The sequence below is a fragment of the Stenotrophomonas sp. GbtcB23 genome, from assembly GCF_019091045.1.
Classification (GTDB): domain Bacteria; phylum Pseudomonadota; class Gammaproteobacteria; order Xanthomonadales; family Xanthomonadaceae; genus Stenotrophomonas; species Stenotrophomonas rhizophila_A.
This window is the reverse complement of record NZ_JAGXKC010000727.1, coordinates 1-232: the sequence shown is the minus strand read 5'-3', so window position 1 is coordinate 232 and position 232 is coordinate 1. Positions and strand designations below refer to the sequence as shown.

Genomic DNA, 232 nt, shown 5'->3' with positions numbered 1-232 from the left:
GGGCCAGCAGCTTTTCGGCCAGCGCGAAACCACCCGCGTTGGCCAGGCCCTGGCCGAGCGGACCGGTGGTGGTTTCCACCCCGGGGGTTTCATGGTGTCCCGGATGGCCGGCGGTCTTGCTGCCGAGCTGGCGGAACTGCTTGAGCTGTTCGATCGGCAGGACGTAGCCGCTCAGGTGCAACAGCGCGTACTGCAGCATCGAGCCGTGGCCGTTGGACAGCACGAAGCGGTC

General features: G+C 67.7%; 1 pseudogene. It reads right to left on the bottom strand.

Annotation, left to right across the window (positions count from 1 at the left end):
* Positions 1-232, bottom strand: a pseudogene (locus tag KVS69_RS20725) (transketolase); the annotation flags it as partial.